The 18420-nt window shown below is 43.7% G+C and carries 16 protein-coding genes and 1 pseudogene; 8 read left to right on the forward strand and 9 right to left on the reverse strand.

Translation table 11 applies throughout. The features are described 5' to 3' along the window. Positions 1-16: 16 nt before the first annotated feature. From QUA53_RS05330 to QUA53_RS05365, 8 genes and pseudogenes are all read right to left on the reverse strand, one after another. Entirely contained in the window at positions 17-673 is a 657-nt protein-coding gene (locus tag QUA53_RS05330) for a HEAT repeat domain-containing protein (protein ID WP_333095515.1), read from the reverse strand. Positions 674-1227: 554 nt separating this feature from the next. Continuing rightward, on the reverse strand, positions 1228-1296 hold the full coding sequence (locus QUA53_RS05335; RefSeq protein WP_333095563.1) for a phycobilisome linker polypeptide: 69 nt from the start codon (positions 1294-1296) through the stop codon (positions 1228-1230). Positions 1297-1312: 16 nt separating this feature from the next. Continuing rightward, positions 1313-1579 (reverse strand): hypothetical protein, encoded by a 267-nt coding sequence (locus tag QUA53_RS05340; RefSeq protein WP_333095569.1) that lies wholly within the window; start codon positions 1577-1579, stop codon positions 1313-1315. Positions 1580-1624: 45 nt separating this feature from the next. Continuing rightward, positions 1625-1861, reverse strand: a pseudogene (locus tag QUA53_RS05345) (phycobilisome rod-core linker polypeptide); the annotation flags it as partial. Positions 1862-2217: 356 nt separating this feature from the next. Beyond that, positions 2218-2985 (reverse strand): phycobilisome rod-core linker polypeptide, encoded by a 768-nt coding sequence (locus tag QUA53_RS05350; RefSeq protein ID WP_333067114.1) that lies wholly within the window; start codon positions 2983-2985, stop codon positions 2218-2220. A gap of 111 nt (positions 2986-3096) precedes the next feature. Continuing rightward, positions 3097-3981 (reverse strand): phycobilisome linker polypeptide, encoded by an 885-nt coding sequence (locus QUA53_RS05355; protein ID WP_333067113.1) that lies wholly within the window; start codon positions 3979-3981, stop codon positions 3097-3099. A gap of 226 nt (positions 3982-4207) precedes the next feature. Continuing rightward, positions 4208-4810, reverse strand: coding sequence for a chromophore lyase CpcT/CpeT (locus tag QUA53_RS05360; RefSeq protein WP_333095512.1), 603 nt, complete (start codon positions 4808-4810; stop codon positions 4208-4210). A gap of 50 nt (positions 4811-4860) precedes the next feature. Further along, positions 4861-5397 (reverse strand): phycobiliprotein lyase, encoded by a 537-nt coding sequence (locus tag QUA53_RS05365; RefSeq protein ID WP_333095511.1) that lies wholly within the window; start codon positions 5395-5397, stop codon positions 4861-4863. A gap of 234 nt (positions 5398-5631) precedes the next feature. On the opposite strand from QUA53_RS05365, the gene cpeB reads away from it, so the two are divergent. The 6 genes from cpeB (at position 5632) to QUA53_RS05395 (ending at position 10272) form a co-directional block, all read left to right on the forward strand. Then, positions 5632-6186 (forward strand): C-phycoerythrin subunit beta, encoded by a 555-nt coding sequence (gene cpeB, locus QUA53_RS05370; RefSeq protein WP_333067110.1) that lies wholly within the window; start codon positions 5632-5634, stop codon positions 6184-6186. A 79-nt stretch (positions 6187-6265) separates the two neighbouring features. Next, positions 6266-6760, forward strand: a complete 495-nt coding sequence (locus QUA53_RS05375; protein WP_333067109.1) for a bleomycin hydrolase — start codon at positions 6266-6268, stop codon at positions 6758-6760. A gap of 172 nt (positions 6761-6932) precedes the next feature. After that, positions 6933-8213 carry a HEAT repeat domain-containing protein gene (locus QUA53_RS05380; RefSeq protein ID WP_333095509.1) on the forward strand — a complete coding sequence of 427 codons (1281 nt, stop codon included), beginning with the start codon at positions 6933-6935 and terminating at the stop codon, positions 8211-8213. Positions 8214-8331: 118 nt separating this feature from the next. Next, on the forward strand, positions 8332-8946 hold the full coding sequence (locus QUA53_RS05385; RefSeq protein ID WP_333095507.1) for a HEAT repeat domain-containing protein: 615 nt from the start codon (positions 8332-8334) through the stop codon (positions 8944-8946). A gap of 190 nt (positions 8947-9136) precedes the next feature. After that, the gene (locus tag QUA53_RS05390) at positions 9137-9616 is read left to right on the forward strand and encodes a GNAT family N-acetyltransferase (RefSeq protein WP_333095505.1); all 480 of its coding nucleotides are present in this window, start codon (positions 9137-9139) and stop codon (positions 9614-9616) included. Positions 9617-9789: 173 nt separating this feature from the next. Continuing rightward, positions 9790-10272, forward strand: a complete 483-nt coding sequence (locus QUA53_RS05395; protein WP_333095504.1) for a quercetin 2,3-dioxygenase — start codon at positions 9790-9792, stop codon at positions 10270-10272. 209 nt (positions 10273-10481) lie between these two features. Here QUA53_RS05395 and QUA53_RS05400 read toward each other — a convergent pair whose 3' ends face one another. Next, positions 10482-16172, reverse strand: coding sequence for an AAA family ATPase (locus QUA53_RS05400; RefSeq protein ID WP_333095503.1), 5691 nt, complete (start codon positions 16170-16172; stop codon positions 10482-10484). An 886-nt stretch (positions 16173-17058) separates the two neighbouring features. Here QUA53_RS05400 and QUA53_RS05405 point away from each other — a divergent pair. Both QUA53_RS05405 and QUA53_RS05410 read left to right on the forward strand, forming a co-directional pair. Continuing rightward, the gene (locus QUA53_RS05405; RefSeq protein WP_333095502.1) at positions 17059-17229 is read left to right on the forward strand and encodes a hypothetical protein; all 171 of its coding nucleotides are present in this window, start codon (positions 17059-17061) and stop codon (positions 17227-17229) included. Between the two features lie 657 nt (positions 17230-17886). Next, positions 17887-18210 (forward strand): hypothetical protein, encoded by a 324-nt coding sequence (locus QUA53_RS05410; RefSeq protein ID WP_333146484.1) that lies wholly within the window; start codon positions 17887-17889, stop codon positions 18208-18210. The last annotated feature ends 210 nt before the right edge of the window (positions 18211-18420 follow it).

An 18420-nucleotide genomic window follows, 5' to 3' on the forward strand; every position in this document is an offset into this window, starting at 1 on the left:
CCTTACTATTTATTGTCTAAAGCAGGTTTTCTAAAGCTGTAGCCACAACTCGATGATTTGAGTCTTGACGAAGTTGACCTAAAATTTCCTTAGCCTGCGGAGCATCAAAATGCTGTAAAGCAGATGCGACGTGCTGACGCATACGTTCATACTCAGAATTAGCCAGCATTAATAACTGAGAAAGTGCAGCCTGTTCCTGATTAGTTCCGGCTAATGTACCAAGTGCATCCACAGCCGCTTCCTGGGTGGTCATATCTTCGCCAGCTAAAGCTTCCATACAGACCTCAAAGAGTTCGTTTTCGCACTCCATATCAACCAAAACCGCCAGAATACTACGACGAACCAACCAGTGGTCATCCTGAAAAAAAGTCGAGACTAAATGAGATGCAGCACATCGACCAAACAGCGACAGAGAATTAGCAGCCTCAGCTCGCACATTCGGCGTGTTATCAAATTTCATGATTTGGAGCAATGCGGCGAAGGATTCAGCGGTTTGTTGCGTCCCAAACGCCCGGCTGACAAAGGAACGTACTAAGAATTCCGGGTCATCGAGTTTGCCCTTAAGCAAGGGAACGGCAATCTCTGCTTGATAATCCTTGAGAGCTGCAACTGCCTTGAGTCGATACTGAAAATCAGGATTGTTCAGAGACGTTTCGATTTCATGAATATCCATAACCACAACAAAGTATAATTTTTCTCTATTTTAACCAAAAAGTTCATAATTATGCAAATAACCAATGATATTTTAATAATTAATAACCTTGGCGGTTGTTATAGCTAAGCTCTTTGATCGAATCGAGTTTGAAAACAGCCGTACTTGAACCAATATTGTCGCAGTTCATGATGAGGTGTATGCAAACTGGCTTTAGCCTGATAGAGAATCACTTGTCGATGGTTTCCCATCCAAAGTCGTTTGGCTGGTTCAACAGAAATTAAGCACCCTCCTAGACTGTTAACACATTCCTCAAATCGCTCAACTGCTGGATAGTCTAAAGTTTCAAAAACTAGCAATTGACCGGAAAAAATTAGGTGACGACTTCTGATCCAAGCCTGAATTTTTTTACAAGCTATTGGGGGTAGCATCTTTCAGATCCTCAGCTTGAAAACTGAGTGATTTATTTTTATTTCAAGTGTTATATAGAAGAAAAAGAGCGAATAATAAACTCGCTGTTGAGCAAGCAGAAGATACCAAACTGAAACGAATACAAAGGTGAAGTCTAGGCCGATTTAGCCAACTTTAGTAATACTGATAATTTTCCCTCCCATTTTATGAATATTTTTAATTTGCTTAGACATTTGAGCATAGCTGACTTCATAACTGAATCTTGCTCACTCTGACCTTAGCACCACCAGACTTAGCAGCATTAATCCGAAAAAGTTTACCATTTGTGCTAGAGGCTCCACTGGTACCAACGCTATAAATTTGAATTTTCTGAGGCAGATTGCTCACAACCGTAGCAATTAATTGAGCTTGATTACTGCTATCGCTAGTAGCTGCTCCTCCCACCAAAGAAAGCATCCAATTAAACCAGAAATTCTGGATACCAGTTTGGCTGCGAATGCTCCGAGGATAAGGCACAATATTCTCGCCAAAATTCTGGGTATACTCGTCACTATCGATATAAGAATCGATTTCGACTTCATAGCCTTGACCGTTACAAATTTGGACGCGATCGGAAATCTAAAGGAGCGCGACAAGTAAATGCTTGCAGTTTAACTCGATGAACCGATAGGTAGAATTTGTGTTAAAAAATAGAGACTGATACAGGTCTGATTTTGCCACTTGTCTGACAAATTCACTCACCGTAATATCACCATTGCGAAGCAATGAGTCAGCACTGGTGAGACGCTGACTTTCCATCAGGTCAGCATTTCCTAACACCTGTCGCTAAGCAGCACGAATAACGACTTGTAAATCGTCTTCCGTTGCATTGGAGCACATTTCTGCTGGGTCACTGACGAAAGTGGCTGTTAAACTGAACATTTTTTGTCCTAACGTTAATTAAAGTTTGATTGAGAGTGTAAAAAAAGTTACTGTTGGCTGAAATAGCTTTACAGAGCCGAACACATCTGTTATAGAGGCAGAGAAAAACTATCTGTTTTTATCGTTATCGCTTTCATAATTGGGAGGGTGATAAGATAAAAATCGCGCTTGTTTCAGAGAGGGATAGAGAAGTAATTTTTTACTACTTCTCTACCCGCTAATCACTCTATGCCTCAAGCAACTTCTGTGATGCTGACAATTTTGCCACCTGCACGATGAATGCGCTGAATTTGCGGAGTCATATTCCCACCGGATACAAGATATTCAGTGTTACTTAGTCGGCGAGGACTATCAAACTTAGACCCCTTGACTAAAATCTTAAATGTCTTTTCGGTAGCATCTTTGTAAGCACTGATCCGACCGCCTGTTGTTGGTAAAGTAATCTTGTTACCGCTATTACCAGCCACAAAATCTACTAAGCGAGAAGCGGTAAAAGCACTATCAACTCCTGCATAACCTTGATACAGGGAAAGGGTGCGATTGTAGCCGACTTGCTTTTGTCCTACTTGACTTTTTGCCCCTTGATAATAAGGGACTGTATTCTCGCCAAATTTTTCCTGATATTCTGGACTATCGAGATAAGAATCAATTTCTGCCTCGTAGCCTTCTTGCGTACACCGACAAATATGCTCCGAAAGTTCCTCTTGAGCTAAAGGAGCGCGACCCAACAAATGTTTGAAGTTTAGCTCGACAAAGCGGTAAGGAGCGCAGGATTCAAAATACCGACTGCGATAAAAGTCAGATTTAGCCACAGCGCGGACAAATTCTCGTACCGTTATCGTGCCATCGCACAACTTGGATTCTGCAATAGTCAGGCGTTCACTTTCCATGACATGGGGATTGCCCAATACTTGCTTGTAAACAGCGCGAATTATTGCCTGTTTATCATCTGAGCTGCTGGTAGGCCAAAGTTCTACTGGCGCATCTAAAACGACACTCATGGAGTTTCTCCTAAGAATAAATAACGCTTCAAAACAGAGAATTAGGGATTGCGAAAGACACGCTCAGGGAGATAATTCCCCAAGTCGTTAAGGCAGAAGTTTGAGCGGTTGTTAGTTGACAGCAGTGATGCTGGAAATTACGCCGCCTTGTTTGTGGATGCGTTGATATTCTTGCGAGAGCCTATCAAATGGTACGAGATAGGCTTGATTGCTAGAGCGAAATTTAGAAACTCGGTTCATCACAGTCGTTGCTGAAGAACGATATCCAGTCACCGTAATGCGATAAACTTTGCCTTCTGCTGAGGCGCCTAATCCAGCACGAGTACGTGAATTGATACCAGACTCTTGGAATGCCCAACCATCTCCAACTGCACCACCTGAAGGGGGAACTATGGGTAGGGGGGTTTGCTGAATCACGAATTTATTCAGAACAGGGGTTTTTCCAGAAAGACTGCCCTTGAGGTCGCTACTGGAAGCTCCGCGCAAGAGAGCAAACATATGAGTAAACCCAACCATATTTTGTCCTGGCTGGGTTTTGTAGCCTCGGAAATAGGGAACGATATTTTCCCCGTAGGCATTTTGGTATTCATCACTGTCGAGGTAAGAATCAATTTCTGCCTCGAAGCCTTCAGTATCTAGAATGGTGCTATGTGCCCTCATTTCTTCTAAGCCATCAGGAGCCCGACCTAGAAGATGTTTGAAATTGAGTTCAATAAACCGATAGCGAGGACAAGTATCAAAAAAGCGAGAGCGGTAAGCGTCTGATTTTGCCAGAGCGCGGACAAATTCGCGCACACTGAATTCACCACTTTTGAATTGGGATTCAGGAATCGTCGCTCGTTCACTTTCCATGACGTAAGCATTACCCAAAACTTGCCGATAAACGGCATTAATAATGGTTTCTACTTCTTCTTGTGAACGTCCTGGAATTAGTTCTAAACGAGGTGTTTCTTCAAATAAACTGACTCCAAGTCGAGATGCAGGTCCAAAAACCATTTAAAAACTCTCCACGATTGTATTACATGAGAAACTACCATACTTAGACGTTATATTAAAAAACTTTACATAACTTAACATAAAATCCGATCGGGGAGCTTATTTGTACTACAAAAAGAGGTGGAAATCTGGGTTCGGAGTCTTTTATTGCAATATTTATTCTGTATTACAAAATACAAAATTGTAATATATGGCGAATGTGACTTGAAATTATTAAGCCGATAAGTTATACGATGTGAGGTAACTCAGTAGCAAAACTTTGACGCTTTTCAAACTGTAGAGAGCCAAAAGCCGACCCCCAAACCTGTTGATGGGTATTTACGTCCAGACCTCGATCGAGGCTCCTCCAAGTTGTTTCTGTAATTTCGACATCACTGACTAGGTAGGTGGAACAACCTCTTTTTTCGATGAGACAAAGGTTTCCTGGTTCCACACCGCCTCGAAACATTTCGCCGTCTCGTTTAAAAATCATGGAACAGTGATAGCGTCGTTGCAGACTATCTGGTTTAATAGTTTTGAGAATGCTTAATTCTCGTGCGGCTCCGGCATACTGTATGGGGTCTTGGAGGCTATAATTTTCAATATAAATCTGATCCCCCTGGTCAATTAAGCGATGAACTCCCTGACGATAGGGAGTCCACAGATCGTGGTCGTAAACCTGTTCAGAGTAAAAGCCAATGGCATTGAAAAATTCAAAGGGTAAGGGACGAAAAAATATCCGAATATGGGCAAATTGTTGTGGGTTATCAAAGGATTGTTGATAGTTACTAAAATCCCCAGCCATCCACTGAGCTAAAGTGATTAAATCATTGCTTTTAACTGAATTCATATGCTAAGAAGAAGGTAGAATAAAGTTGATTAATAGCAATTAGCAATTCACTAATTCCCTGACAGCGAACGAATCTCTGAGGAAAATGATGCCGTTACTACCCCACTTCCTCCACTGGTTTTAATTAGGGAAACACGAAACCGTAAATTAGGATTAGCAAACCAGATTTTTTCTTCCGCTGCGGCGTGTTCGTAGCTAGTCAAAAGCACAAAAGTTCCATCCTCTGTGATGTGATAGTCACCTGCTGCGGCAATAGTTTCAGCATAACCTTGATCTCGTAATAACTTACCTCGATTAGGTACATTTGGATCGGGGATTGGTACAAGAATACAACTCCCCTTAACCTCAGAATTCTCATCCCAATCTGACTCACCCTCCCAACTCATTTGAAAAGGCATTACTGCTTGGGATGGGTCAACATTATACAATTGACAGAGTTCCATTACTGCCCGATCGCCCGGTGAGATAGCAACGATATCAATGACTGACTGCACAGCTTCAAAGTGTCTGAAAGTCAAATGATGGGCGCTGCGCTGGGATCGCCACCGTCCTAGAGAATTTTCAACAAACTGCTTAATATGGTTCATGGAAAATATTGTACAGGGGCAAGAGCCAAAATATTCTTGTCTTCAGAACTCCACTTTTTGCGCCCCTGTCCACGAAAAAAAAGTGCTTTTAGCGACAAAAGTAACAAATTGTTACTTTGTTTCTCAGGAATGAGACAGAGGCAACACCCCAGAGATATATTCAAAACCATTAAGTTCGTCACCAAGTTGACCAACTGAGATCAGAAATAATTTTTCTAAGTTAAGGAGAACTCAATGCTTGACGCTTTTTCAAGAGCTGTAGTTGCAGCCGATGCCAGCACCTCCACCGTCGGTGATATTAGTGCCCTGAGAGCTTTCGTTGCCAACGGCAACCGACGCTTGGATGCTGTAAACGCGATCGCCAGCAATGCTAGCTGCATGGTTTCTGATGCTGTTGCCGGTATGATCTGCGAAAACCAAGGCTTGATTCAAGCTGGTGGTAACTGCTATCCTAACCGCCGCATGGCTGCTTGCTTGCGCGATGCAGAAATCATTTTGCGCTATGTAACCTACGCTTTGTTGGCTGGTGATGCTTCTGTTCTTGATGACCGTTGCTTGAATGGTTTGAAAGAAACCTACGCAGCTTTGGGCGTGCCCACCACCTCCACCGTGCGTGCCGTTCAAATCATGAAGGCTCAAGCCGCTGCTCACATCCAAGACAATCCTAGCGAAAAATTTGCTGGTGCTAAGCTCCGCAAAATGGGCAGTCCTGTAGTAGAAGATCGTTGTGCTAGCCTCGTTGCTGAAGCTTCCAGCTACTTCGATCGCATCATTTCTGCACTGAGCTAGTCCATTGCTAATCGCAATTGGCTCAGCAAAATTGAAACTACGCTCACTGTCATCAAAATCACTTTAGGAGTTTTAGGAAATGAAATCAGTTCTCACCACAGCTATTGCCTCTGCTGATGCAGCAGGCCGCTTCCCTAGCACCTCAGATTTAGAATCAGTTCAAGGTTCTATTCAACGCTCTGCTGCTCGTTTAGAAGCTGCAGAAAAACTAGGCAACAACCTCGACGCAGTTGCTAAAGAAGCTTATGATGCTTGCATCAAAAAGTATCCTTACTTGAACGAATCCGGTCAAGCTAACTCCACCGATACTTTCAAAGCAAAATGCCATCGTGACATCAAGCACTACCTGCGCTTGGTCCAATACTGCTTAGTTGTTGGCGGCACAGGCCCTCTGGACGAATGGGGTATTGCTGGTCAACGCGAAGTTTATCGTGCTTTGGGCTTGCCGACTGCTCCTTACGTTGAAGCATTAAGCTTTGCTCGCAATCGCGGTTGCGCTCCTCGCGATATGTCCGCTCAAGCTTTGACCGAGTACAATGCTCTCCTCGACTACGCGATCAACTCCCTGTCCTAATTAATTGGCAGGTTTGTAATGTCGCAAGTGGGTAGTTGATACCCCGACAAGTCTAGGAACTCTTGGCTCATTGCTTTACCAATTTTGGTGAGGTAAGGGTAAAGAATTCCTAGGCTTGTTATTGTATTTTAATAGGCATATCATATTATAGTTATTGCAGACTGCTAATTTTATGGATAAACGCTTTTTTAGTTTTTTTAATTTAACGGAAGACCAGGCGATCGCACTTTTAGATACGCCCCAAGCCCAAATCGGCGAAGAGGATTCCCGCTACATAGCTGCTTCCCACTTGATCAATTTCTCAAGCGATCGATCGATCGCAGCACTGATGCGAGCAGTACAACAAACCGATCCGGTGCTGGAAAACCGGATTGTGCGGCGCAAATCGGTGGAAACATTAGGAAGACTGCAAGCTGTGCAAGCATTGCCGGTGATTCGCACCTGTCTGGCGGATGATGACTGCTACACGGTGGAAAATGCTGTTTGGGCGATCGGCGAAATTGGCACTCAAGATCCGGATATTTTAGCAGAAGTTGCTCAATTGCTGGACAAACCGGGACAAACCTACCGGGTAATTATCCACACCCTAACTAAATTAGATTATCAGCCAGCCGTAGCCAGAATTCGCAGGTTTGTCGATGATACTGATCCGCCGACTGCTAGTGCTGCGATCGCCGCAATTTGTCGCTTAACCAGAGACTTTTCTCAAATGGGAAAAGTTGTCGCGATGTTGCAGCACAAAAATGTCCTTGGGCGCAGATTATCTATTCAGGATTTGATAGATGCGCGTTACTACGATGCAATTCCAAATATTGCCAGATGTCCGGTATCTTTAGTCTTTCGCCTCAGAGGAATTAGGATGTTAGCCGAAGCAGGAATTGCTGACAACTTCCTGACATTTGCTACTATTAAACCCCATTTGGAACAAACATTAAGAGATTATCCAGCAGATTTAGATCTAGTGCATAGTTATGAAAAATTACCCGACTTACCGTTTTTGATTCGCCAATTATACGAAACAGATTTTGGACGTTGCTATTTAGCAGCTAAAACGATACTGAAAAATTACTCAGAGGACGCACCAGCCGCCCTGTTTGCTACATTTGCTGAAGAAGCAAATAATGACTATGGAGCGCATTTTCATGTGGTAAAATTGTTTGGTTGGTTAAAACATTCTCCAGCCTACGATTTGTTATTGGAAGCTTTGCATCACCCCCAACCGCAGTTTCAGAAATCCCGTGCAGCGGCAGCGATCGCCCTGGGGGAACTGGGAGAACAACGTGCTATTCCAGAATTGAAAGCCTGTCTGAAAACTAAAATCTGGGATTTGAAGTATGCTGCATTAATGGCACTAGAAAAACTTGGTGATGTCAGCGGTTATGAAATTGCTGCGGCTGACCAAGATTGGTTGGTTAGAGCTAAAGTAGATGCTCATACTTCGGTAACATCCTAATTATCTTAATAGGGCATAGGACATAGGGCATAGGGCATAGGGCATACCTCACCACGCGCTTGAACCGCCATACAACTGTCAACTATCAACTGTCAACTGCTATAAAACCACCAAAACCATGACAACAGATGCTTTGTTTGAACAACTAAAACACCCGAATCCTCATCTGCGCGATCGGGCAATGTTTGAAATTGCCGATTCCCGCGATGAAAATACAATTTCTCGACTGGTGGGCATTTTAGATGAAGAAGATGTCACCTATCGTCGGGCGGCCGTAAAAGCTTTGGGCGTGATTGGTGAAGATGCCGTGCCATCGGTGGTGGACGCATTGTTAAACAGTGATAATGTGACTGTGCGAGGGAGTGCGGCGAAGGTATTGGCACAAATTGCGATTAATTATCCAGAGTTGCCGTTTCCTGAAGCAGGCTTGCAGGGATTAAAAAAGGCGATCGACGATCCGAATCCTGTGGTTAATATTGCTTCAGTGATGGCCTTGGGGCAGATGGGTTCCTCTGCTTTTGAGATTTTGGTGGAGTCGCTCAAAACAACGGATAATGTGGCGGTACAGGTGGCGATCGTGAATGCTCTTGCTTCGCTGGGCGATCGACGTTGTGTAGAAGTTCTGACCACATTTGCGAATGATGAATCGGTGGATTCTTATGTGCGGGAATCAGCGACAAGTTCTTTATCCCGGTTAGATTTAGTGATTAATTACAAGCGTGCAGATAGTTAGATTTAGTGAGATTTTTAGCACTACTCTTGAGCGCACACAGCACTTGCAGCAGACTAAGCTATGATAAAACTTTGGGCTTTGCTGATTCACGGTATGAATCAACTTTTCGCTTATAGGTATTGGGAAATCTTAAATTCATACCTCTATTCAACAACGCCAGCTTTCAGAGTTAACAGGAGTTCATGTGGGAATGCAAATTGAACCCTACGACCCTTGCCACCTTGATGCTGTTATTCGTCTTTCACTTAGGGCCTGGACTCCGGTCTTTGATTCGATTCAGAAGGCGATGAACGCTGATGTTTACCAAGCATTCTATCCCAATCATTGGCGTGTGAGCCAGCAAAAAGCTGTGGAGGATGTCTGTGCTGCGGAAGACACGAATGTATGGGTTGCGATCGATGCAGGTTCTACTGTGGGCTTTGTAGCTGTGAAACTACACTCAGAGGACAGCATGGGTGAAATCTACATGGTTGCTGTCGATCCAGACTTTCAAGGTCGCGGCATTGGTAGTGCTTTAATAGAATTCGCTCTCGGTTGGATGAAAGATGCGGGGATGTCTATTGCTATGGTTGAGACTGGGGGCGATCCAGGTCATCAAAGAGCCCGTCACACCTATGAAAAGGTGGGCTTCGAGCTATTCCCAGTCGCCAGATACTTCAAGAAGCTCTAAGTGCAGATGTGTTGATTTCGCTCGCGCATTGTATACTTCAACTTAATGCGATCGCCCGCTCTTATGAGTGAAGTGGTAATTCAAATAGCCCCAAAACTAGGCGGTAATTCCACTAAATTCAAATCGAAAACTCTACTTGTACACCGCTCGTATAGCAGAAACGAGGAGCTCAGATGACTTTAAACCAACAAGGAATAGTCATGATGCCTCACGAAGGCGATGTTTTGACAGTTGCCGGTGATGCTGTCACGTTCAAGGCATTGGGGCAGAACACTCAGGGGCAATATGCGCTGATTGAGATTTTATGTAATCCTGATGTCGGTACGCCTCCCCATATTCATAGCCGTGAAGATGAAGCGTTTTACGTTCTTGAGGGTGAAGTCGAGTTTCGCTTAGATGACCAAACTATTTTGGCAACACCCGGTACGTTCTTACATTCTCCCAGGGGACAAAAACACAGTTTAAAAAATACTGGAACGGCGCGAGCGCGAATGTTGTGTTGGATAACACCTGCTGGTTTGGAGATGTTTTTTGCTGAAGTTGGGAGACCTGTAGCCGATCCGCTCAATCCACCTGTGCCGGATCAAGCTGCGATCGATAAACTGCTAGCGACTGCACCCAAATATGGACTCACAATCTTACCCCCTGAAGCGTAAGTCCTTATAAGCTACAGGTTGTAATCAAATAAAGGCTAATCGTTGGAGATTCTAATTGGAACTGAAGAGAGATTGCGGGTACGACCAATCCTTGGACGGTGAAGTGTGAGTTCTAGATTCCCCGGTTGAAATCTAATTTGCGATCGCATTCTATACCTCCAACTTAGTCCTGTAGAGAGACGAATGGAAATACCAATAACAACTACTCATCAGGTTTGGCTTTGCAAAGCCAATTTTTGATAAGCCTGTCGAATAGGAATCTGAATGATGAACTCTGCCCCCTCACCGGGATGAGAAACACACTTCAACTGTCCGCGGTGTTTTTCTACCACAATCTGGTAGCTGATTGACAGCCCCAGACCCGTGCCCTTCCCTACGGGTTTCGTCGTGAAGAACGGGTCGAACAACCGCCGGTTTACTTCCTCTGTCATACCAGGGCCATTGTCGCAAATGCGAATCACAACAAATTGGGGAGCTTTCCGGGTCGGGGCGAGGTTGTGGGAATCCACCTCAACCGAAGAAATTGTAGAGCTTTCGGCAAGGGGGGGATTGGAAATCGGGGATTTTTCTTCTTCCCCATACCCCACTGAGGTGCGAATTGCGATCGTGCGCGGCCCCCTTTGGTCATTGAGAGTGTCAATCGCATTCGCCAGTAAATTTACAAACACCTGGTTCAGTTGGCCGGCATAGCACTCCACCAGCGGCAGCGGGCCGTACTCTTTAATTATTTGAATAGCAGGCTGGTCTAATTTAGCTTGCAGTCGGTGCTGCAAAATCAGTAGGCTGTTATCGATGCCCTCATGGATATCGACCTCTTTCATTTCCGCTTCATCCAGTCGCGAGAAGTTTCGCAGGGAGAGGACTATTTCGCGAATTCGGTCTGCCCCCACCTTCATCGAATCCAGCACTTTGGGTAAGTCTTCCATCAAGAAATCTAATTCGATTGCCTCAATATCCTCAACAATCGCTGCTGTAGGATAGGGGTATTGTTCTTGATAGAGTTTCACCAGTCCTAGTATGTCTTCACTGTATGTCCTAACGTGACTCAGGTTGCCATATATGAAGTTAATCGGGTTATTAATTTCGTGGGCCACCCCGGCCACCATCTGTCCGAGGGAGGACATTTTCTCCGTCTGAATTAGCTGGGTCTGGGTGCGCTTGAGTTCTTGGAAAGAAAGCTCTAATTGTTCGGCTTGTTTTTTTAATTGCGCTTCTGATATTCGCAGAGCTTGCTCTATCTGCACGCGATCGCGAATTTCCTGCCTCAGGAGCAGATTTTTTTCCTTTAGTTCCTGCGTCCTCTCTTCCACTTTATGTTCTAAAGTCCGGCTGTAATCTTCTAATTGCTCATTGGCTTGTTTCAGGTTGTCAGTCGCCTCAGACAAATTGGCATAGAGTCGGGCATTTTCCAGGGAAATCGCCGCTTGAGAACAGAGCACAGTTAAAACTTCCAGACGATCGGGAGTAAACGCACTCCTTGTCAGATTATTTTCCAAGTAAAGCAGACCAATGAGCTTTCCTTTATGGACGACTGGCATACATAAAATCGACTTCGGTTGGGCGTTGACGATATAGCGATCCATGGTAAAAAGTCCCTCCCGACTGGCATCATTTAAGACCACATTTTGCTGAGTTCTAGCCACATAATTGAGAATAGAAAAGGGCAATTTCTGAGTAGTTTCTATCGGGGTGGATTGCAGCACTAGGACCTCATCATTATCTATGCTTGCCGTGCCTTCTACCACCAGTTGACCATCTTTTTCTAAAATTAAGTAGCTTTTTTCAGCCCCAGCATTCTCCATCGCAATTTTCAATAACTTAGAAAGCAGACTTTCCAGAACAATTTCGCCAGAAATAGCTTGAGAAGATTTCATCACAGAGGCTAAATCCAGTGCTGCAAAACTCCCCGTAGTCGTCGAGCTGGTCGTCCGCGATACGTCGAAGCTGGGGGCTTCTTTCGTCAGTATTCGCGAGAAAAATTCAGGATATTCTTCTGATAAATCCTGCACTTTTGCCTTCGCTCCCCAGCGAACATAGCCATAGTAAGCATCCGTCAAATAAATCTCCGCTATCTTCTCCCGGCCGCGAGAGAAATAAAACTCGGCAGCGCGTTCATTAGCTAGGGCTTCTTCCTGAATGTATCCCTGTTCTCTGGCTCCTTGAATGCTAGCGTCATAATACTCCATCGCTTTGCCAATTTTTCCTAAGACTCGTGCTTTTTCTGCCTCCACTAACTCGTACTTGTGTTGATAATTCATCGGCCCATGTACAGCCCATTCCTGCATTTTTTCCTGATTTTTCGCCACTTGCTTCAAGAATTCTTCTTGTTCGCTGCTGGGAACTTCTGAATATTGAGCTAGCAGAGCCATAGAATAATAGAAATTGTGTTCGACACTACTCATCAGCCCAGGTACACCTTCTTTGTATTTTTCTGATTCGCGGGCGCTTTTCACTGACTGAGCGTAATCTTTCAACAAGTAAAATCGAATTAATTTTGTCAGGTGAGCAACAAAAATAAACATATGTTTATTGTCGGCAATTGACTGTTGCAGGATTTCTTCTTCATTCAAAACTTCGCCTTTTATCATATATTCTTCTTCAGGGGCGGCGAGTAATTGTAATACCATTAGTCTCCATGTTTTTAAATAACGAATATGGGAATCTTGTTTAAGATTTAGAAGTAAATTAAGGTATTGCACCTGCTTCTGACCCACAAACTCCAGCGGTTGGCCTGTAAAAAGTATATGATCGCAATAGTAGATAGAATTATAACCAACATATTCTAAATCTCCTGTTTCCAAACCGCTTTTAATGCCCTCAAGCAATGGTGCTAAGGTTTCTTTCCCATGCTCTTTCCAGTGTCTAATATGAGCATTAAAAACTACATAGACGTGAGATTTGATTTCCTTGGCATCAAATCGAGCCAACAAATTTAAAGCTAGCTGTCCAAATCGATATCCTACCTCAATTTCACCCAGAGGCCCGCACAAAAATAAGCCATAAATCCCATAGCCGGAAGCAGCTTGGGGTGAATTACCATATTGAATACAAAGATGAATCATTGTAAATGGGAATTCGGGAAATAAGGCAGGAGTCACATGATGAGCAAGAGGGGCGGATTTCCATAATATCCCCATAGCAATCCGCTTATTGAGATCCGTCATTTCTGGCAGATGAGCTAAGGCCTCAGTATTCATCTCTTGTGGAGGCTCTGGACAAAGGGAGACACCCAGCATACCCAGAACTTGCAGCCCGATATCTAACGCGACTTGCATCTGGTTTTGCAAGGAATAAAACTGCATTTGGATTTCATAAACTTTGACTTTTTCGAGCAGAGTTTTCGCGTGCTTGAGAGCCTCCTCAGACAGCATTTTTGCGCGCTCGAAGTTAATATTTAGAAATTCCACCGCCGCCGCTTCCGCATACAGAGAAAACGTCAGGTCATACTGAGTTTCCCAGCTATCTTCCCTGAGGAGTTCTAGCCCCACCCGTAGTTGTCTGGCGGAAGTTTCATAAGCTGTTGCTGCCTTAGCTTTTTTGCCTGCTATCAAATTTAATCGGGCTAGACGATCTTTTTTTGCCTGATTGGTGATGAAGTCAGCCCCAACATTTAACTGATTGACAATCTCAAAGATATTTTCTTCAATCTCCTCTGCTGGAGTATGCTCTAGTAGCAGTTCACCAATTTTAAAGTGGGTTTGTTGTTTCTGAGATTCCGGAATAAGAGAATACGCCGCTTGCTGCACGCGGTCATGGAGAAATTTGTAAGCGATAGGCGCGTTATGGCTGTAAGGCAAAGGGGCAGGTGAGGATGATAGCAGAGGAGAATCTAAAGCTATTCTCTCCTTTACTTCCCTGCTCATTTCATCGGAGGTAAAAACGAGAGGGATTTTGTAGGCTTCGCTCAGGGGCAAAACCAAGCCAGCCTGAAGTGCTTCCCACAAATCAGTTGCCGTTTCCGACTGAGATTTTTCCTTGACAATAGCCAGAACGTCTAAATTAAATTTGTCTCCTATACAGGCTGCTAATTTTAAGACATCCTGTGTCTCCTCCGGTAGTTTTTGAATATTTCGGGCAATCAGTTCGACGACATTATAATCCGTGATGCCTACCGCTTGAATTTGGTTCAATGACCAATGCCAGCACCCAGCACTGAAATCAAAGGTCAATAGCTTTTCTTGATGCAGAGTAGCGAACATCTGAGTCAAGAAGAAAGGATTGCCCTGGGTTTTATTGAAAAGTAGCTCGGCCAATTCAGAAACCCGGTTTCTCGCAACAGAAGACTCATTCAGGGTATCGGCTACCAGCAAGCTGGCGTTGCCAATATCCAAAGGATGGAGAGTGATATTATTTACAACCGCCCCATTTTTTTGAATCTCATCCAACGTTAGCATCAACGGATGCGTCGGACTTACTTCGTTATCTCGATAGGCTCCCATCAGCAGTAAATATTGGCTGTCCGGGTCACAAATAAGCAGATGAATCAACTTGAGCGATGCCGAATCTGCCCACTGTAAGTCATCCAAAAAGACGACGAGCGGGTGTGAGGGTTTAGTAAATATATGAATGAATTCTTTAAACACGCGATTAAAGCGATTCTCGGATTCAGATGACCCCAATTGCGGAACCGCTCCTTGAGGCCCGACAATCAGTTCGACTTCGGGAATGACATCTACTATGACTTGGCCATTTGAGCCTAAAGCTTCTAAAAGTTGCTGTTTCCAAATCGCTAGTTTTTCCGAACTTTCTGTTAACAGATGCCGCATCAAGCCGGCGAAAGCTTGAATCAAAGAAGCATAAGGAATATTTCGCTTTAATTGGTCAAATTTACCCGAAATAAAATAGCCGCGCTGCCGAAGAATGGGTTTTTGAACTTCATTCACTAAGGAAGATTTGCCAATTCCTGAGTAGCCGCTCACTAGCATCATTTCGCTGTTTCCGCCGGAGACTCGCTCAAAGGCTTCCATCAAAGTGGCTACTTCTTGCTCGCGGCCATAGAGTTTTTGCGGGATAAGAAATTGTCCAAATTTATCCCTCTTACCGATTGAGAAGTTGCCAATTTTCCCATGGGTTTGCAGTTGATGACGGCACATTTCTAGGTCAGCTTTTAGCCCCAGGGCGCTTTGGTATCTGTCTTCAGCGGTTTTGGCTAATAATTTCATTACGATGTCAGAAATCGCTTGGGGAATCTCAGCGATATGCTCATGGGGTGGCACTGGTCTTTTAGCGATATGGCAGTGAATTAATTCCAGGGGGTCGCTGGCTTGATGCGGCAGCTTTCCAGTCAGAATTTCATAAAAAGTGACCCCTAATGAGTAAAAGTCGGTGCGGTAGTCAATTGAGCGATTCATCCGCCCGGTTTGCTCTGGGGACATATAGGCAAGGGTGCCTTCTAGCAAGTTGGGATTGCTGAGGATCTGGTTTTCTCGCTCTAGGTAAGTGGAAATGCTAAAATCTATGATTTTAATTTTATCTGTTTTGGAGTTGATAATGATATTCTGCGGTTTAATATCTTTATGGATAATCTTATTTTCATGCAGTTGAGCTAGGGTCTCGGCTAAATGAATTGCCAGACTTAGAAATTCGCTTATTTCAAGGTGTTTAGCTACCATTAGGTTTTTCAGAGATTTTCCCCCAAAATCTTCTAATATTAGCGCCAGACCGTTATTATGCTTTTCCAAAGAGTGAGCTTTGACAATCCCTGCCATGTCCAGAGTTGCGAGGATTTTATATTCATGCCTCAACCGCGCGATTTCTTCTATTGTGGGATACTCGGCTTTAAGGGTTTTTACTATAACCGGAGTTAGCTCGGACTCCCTAACGCCGCGATAAATAACTGTATTGACCCCTTCATGAAGGGGCAACGATAAGAGTTTGTAACCGGGCAGCGTGGTTTTCATATTCGTTTTTTCGATTAGTTCGATTATTCGGATGTGGAATTGATGGATGAGAATATGAGACAGCGATGTTGGAGGGTCTGTTGGGAAAATTCAAACGAGCAGGGAATGAGCTTGTTAGCAAGTGCCAATATTTTCTCCGCTCATTCAATGCTAATGTGCATCACGATCTAATGTTTAATTATAATTATAATACCTCTGCTGGAGTTGGAGAAGCAAGAATTGGGGCTTGGACAAGCACATCCAGATACATTATGCGATCGCACTACCTAAAGCATCTGTTTAAAGTTCTCTGGACGTACTCGGCACAGAGGCTTCAAGTTTTTTGAGACTTTAGGTTTTTTACATCCCAGTAGCTGATTATGTGTCTGAGCCTGAATTATTCTAACTTAGGATTATATATCGTACTACAACATATTTGCAGCAATTCGACCGGGTGCGATCGTTGATTTTAACAGTGTACAGCTCGTGATCGCCTTGCGTACTTTTTTAAGAGGTCTATTGTAAGGGTGTGCTAGCCAGAACTTAGTTACTTGAGCGTCCGATCATCGCTAAGTTGAACACCTAGTCTGTAAGCGAGCAAGATGCGATTATGAAATAAGTTAAAGGTGATCCGGATCGGAACCAGCAAATACTCGTTCTCCCGACGCTGCTGCCAAACTTGCAGCGCCACTGACTATGTATCACGCAGATAAAACCTAACAACTAGCTCCAGAAACATGGTGAATTCTCGTAATACAGGTTACTTCCGTACCAGTATCAAAAATTACCAAAAATGGAATGTATGTAAATAATCCTTGTGAGTCGTGCAGAAGTCCCGCGTCGTGCGAAACATTTGTATGAAAGCAGCCTCCACCCCTAAATTGACTTAGAAGAAAATGTTGGCAAGATGGTCATCATTGATAAAAAAACAGGGGACTATAAAGTTGATGAAAATGGTTTATACGCTGCGGATTATGTGATTGCGAAATATCTAAATGCTAGACTTTTGGAGAGCCGTATTGGATATATTAATATTGCTCGCTCTCTAGCTGGTGTCATGGAGCGTCTATCTAAATGATTTTACGTAGAGTGGTTGATAGATGCTAAACTTAGTTTGATTCGATTTTGCTTGGAAGTCAAGCTGTTTAAGTTTAACTTAATCAGAACCTTCAGTCCGGTCGAGCGGAAGAGCATGAGACTGGTTTATCTGTAGCCTATATTACCGATTTTTAAGAGAGCCAATTCTCCCGAATAACTTTAGATGAGCTACAAACAAACCTACATGAAGTGAGCGAAATGTTGTTGAGAAATGAGCATCCAGCCTGAAGCTGTCACGCATTTAAATTGTATATTCAGGGCGGGAGAGATGCCCAGACCCTAATCCCCACAAGACTTTAATTGTTTTGAGAGACAATTTAAATGTTACCACAGATTAAATCGATTTTTTATTAAGTACGATCGCCCTTTTAGTTTTTACCCTTAATTCTTCTAGTTGCTCTAGTTCTAGAATAACAGCAAATACTAACCGGACTGCAACTCATACTAAAAACCATCGAAGGCATTTGCATTACTTGCCAAATTATCCTATAATGGTGCATCACGATCTTGATGATTGTTTCATTATTATAAGTAAGCTAATATGCGATTACTTGTCTTGACTCTAGCTCTCATATGTTTAGCTACCCCCGCTGTTGCCACAACCTGTGAGGAAAGCTTTCAAAAAAAGGGGGACTTTTTGAATGGTGCCGCCTTTTCTGCACGTGTTCAGGTTGAGGGGTTATCGATAGAGAGAGCATTTTCCCAATTACGACCAATTTTGGCCCGCGAGGGAATCAAGACTCTCAGCACGGATATGAACTTAGGTGTAATGAAAGCTGAAAATCCCGCCACAGCATTTCAACGTGCTTTGCCAATTGATGTATTTGCCTCAATGGACGGCAATCTATTAAATGTTGAGATGATCTTTACCCTTCCCAGTGGGGTGGGTGCAAGTAAAGACACGGTGAAGCGATACTTGTGTGGTGCACTAAATCAATTGCTGCCCCAAACTACAAAATAATATTTAATCATTCATTTGATGAATGGTAGTCTCCCACACTCGATCGCAAAACCCAATACTTCAAAATTACGTGGGGGCGACCGCTCTTTAATTCGGTGCGATCGCTCTCTGAGTTTCTAGCCTTATTGTCCTATGGGTAGTGTGATATTGGTTTGGGCGATCGAAGTGTTAGACAGCAACTACAGTATAATTAATAGTTATAAGCTCTGA

Origin of the sequence: Microcoleus sp. Pol12B3, assembly GCF_036701355.1 — a bacterium.
GTDB lineage: Bacteria > Cyanobacteriota > Cyanobacteriia > Cyanobacteriales > Microcoleaceae > Microcoleus.